Origin of the sequence: Natrialba taiwanensis DSM 12281 (assembly GCF_000337595.1) — an archaeon.
Lineage (GTDB): Archaea > Halobacteriota > Halobacteria > Halobacteriales > Natrialbaceae > Natrialba > Natrialba taiwanensis.
In genome coordinates this window covers 1-2,634 of record NZ_AOIL01000058.1, presented here as the reverse complement: position 1 = coordinate 2,634, position 2,634 = coordinate 1, and the positions used below count along the sequence as shown (strand labels likewise).

Sequence of the window (2,634 nt, the reverse complement as noted above, 5' to 3'; positions counted from 1 at the left end):
CATTTCTTCAGTGAAGCGGGTAGTGACGTTCATCCAAACTGCCACTCACCCGCTTCAACTCCTTCGATTTACCGACCTATCCCGACGACATCTAGTGATTCAATGGAGCCAGTTTTTCAGTATAATCGAGCGAGAACTGCCGCGTCTCGCCTGACGTCTCGTCGGCGAGTACCTCGGCAGTCATTTCCCAGCGATCACAGAGTGGTAACGCCGGTAGGAAGTTCGCCATGCGTATACCATACTTCTGCGATTGGGAGAACAGTGATGCTGGTCCGTCCAAAACCGCTTCATAGCCTGCAGCCAGGTCCGTACTCGCGACGCGTTCGCCGTCGGCGTCGATCGGGTAAATTCGGTGCATCAATCCAAACAGCTTGACATAGCTGAATACCGTCCCGAAGTGGTCCCATACGCGAATCCGCCTCTCGGTCGCGTCGTAGAGGACTGCCTGGGCGAGCGCGAGGTTGTACCGGGTTAACAGCCAATCTATAGTGAGGGTGGTGTGTTTTCATAGTCCTTGTCGCTGCTGCCGGTCAGCGTCGTTGTAGATGACTGTATATCGTCATCAGTGGCGTACTGGTTGGCCGTCCGCGTGCCGATCCGGATGAGTCGCTTGTTGTCTTCCAAGTCGGCGTACATCCCTCGATAGCACTCCTCGAGTGAGATGCCTATTTTGTCGGCGACTGCGCCATACACCTCTAGTTTCTGAGTGTCTTCGCCGAGCGTTGGTTGACGAACAACGGGGTACCGCTCGTTGGCTTTCTCGAACAGCCGCCGACGGATTTCGCGGGGCTCGACTGAGGCCACGACCTCGAACTCACACTCGTCTGTGAGGAGTTTCGCAAGGCCTTGGATGATCTTGTAGTCAGTATCTGCGATGGTCAATTCGTCAATCGCATCTTCGAGATCGCCTTTCGGCTCACCAAGGTGAGCATCGAACAGATCGATGAGTTCACGGGCGGCCTCTCGATATTTCTCATCAGCTGGATCGATGAACAGCGGCCTGATTGCGTCGCTGGTGGTGCGAGACCGTGCAAGATCAGCCGTCAGCATTTGTTGTCACCCTTTTCGACGCTGCTGGGAAACATACGTTTCCATCGTGTCTGCCGTAATAATCTCGTAGAGTCGCGCGGGCTGGCGATCATCTGCCGGGCGGAGGATCCGCCCGAGCCGTTGGGCATACTGTCGTTTCGAGGCACTCCCTGAAAGGATGATCCCAACGTTCGCAGCGGGAACATCAATCCCCTCGTCGAGAACTTGTGATGTTGCCAGCATCGAGTACTCGCCGGTACGGAACCGTTCGAGAATCTCGGTGCGCTCGTCGGTCTTCGTCTGGTGGGTGATACAGGGGATGATGAACTCCTGAGAAATCTCGTAGGCGAAGTCGTTGTTTGCAGTGAAGATAATCGCGCGGTCATCATGGTGGCGTTTGATCAGATTGTCGAGCGTCTCGAGTTTCTTCTGTGCCGTCCGGGTGAGTCGCTCGGCTCGCTGCTTGGCAATGAGTGCCCGCCGTCCCTTCGGATCATAGGATGTTCGCTTGAGGAACTCTTGGTAACCCCGTTCTTTCCACAGATCAAACTCGTGGCTATCGACGTAGTCGCGATAAATCTGGTACTCTTCGTCGTATGTTTCGCGCTCGTCAGCAGTGAGTTCGACCGACATGTGGATGGTTTCGTACTTGCTGAGGTACTCGCCAGCGAGTTCGTCGACATCTTTCTGATAAACAACCGGGCCGATGAGATCCTCGAGGAGTTCGTGCTTGCCATCAGGCCGTTCATAGGTGGCAGTCAGCCCAAGGCGATACAGCGCGATGGTCATCTCGGGAATCTGCTGGTAGGTCGGAGCTGGCAGATGGTGTTCCTCGTCGACGATGAGCAGGCCGAACTGATCACCATACTTGTTGATGTAGCGGTAGGCGCTATCGTAGGTAGTGACCGTGATCGGGGTGACGTTGTGGCTGCCGCCACCGAGGACGCCAACCGGCCCAGATAGTTGGTCACGAAAGGCATTGGTGAGCGTGGCGTGCCACTGGTTAATCAGATCGATCGTTGGTGTGACGACGAGTGTGCTGACGCCGGCGTCGGCGATGGCCTGTAGTCCGAGGAACGTCTTCCCGCTGCCCGTGGGAAGCACGACGCTCCCTTGTCGTTCGTGGTCGATCCACGCGTCGAGAGCGGCCTGTTGATAGTCACGCGGTTCGATGTGGAGAGCTGGTGTGAGGGCGAAATCGTGATAGGCTCGCGCGGTGTCTTTGAGAGCGTGAGTGAAGCCGTCCTGAAGCGTTGCCTGCTCGTTTCCGTCCGCCCAAGTACCCACCCATTCGAGGAGAGATCGATATCGATACGCTTGCGTTCGGTACTCATCAACGCGGTCGTCCCACTCCGCATAGGGGACATCGTCGGGGGCATCACGGAGCAGGAGCGTCCCGTCGTCGAATTCGACTCGCATTCAGTGTAGCGATGGAGGATCCCGAGTGAATTCAATATGTTGGTTCTTCGAGTTCTGCTGAGGCGTGTCGTTGTCCTTCTGTGGCTAAGGGAGAATTCTATAGTAACCGTTAGAACTTTCCGCCCATAGATTGTTGAAGCTTCTAATGGATCATCTCGACGAGATCTCTGTCGAAGAACTTCACGA

At 55.7% G+C, this 2,634-nt stretch carries 1 protein-coding gene and 1 pseudogene; both read right to left on the bottom strand.

Annotated elements, in window-relative coordinates:
- Positions 1 to 109 precede the first annotated feature (109 nt).
- Positions 110 to 1,050: pseudogene (locus C484_RS24785) on the bottom strand (DUF790 family protein); the annotation flags it as partial.
- Positions 1,051 to 1,056: 6 nt separating this feature from the next.
- Positions 1,057 to 2,448, bottom strand: a complete 1,392-nt coding sequence (locus tag C484_RS17675) for a DEAD/DEAH box helicase (protein WP_006827250.1) — start codon at positions 2,446 to 2,448, stop codon at positions 1,057 to 1,059.
- Positions 2,449 to 2,634 lie beyond the last annotated feature (186 nt).

Excerpts from the sequence above, each read along its gene's own strand:
- C484_RS17675 (WP_006827250.1), bottom strand. The coding sequence starts at position 2,448 with ATGCGAGTCGAATTCGACGACGGGACGCTCCTGCTCCGTGATGCCCCC.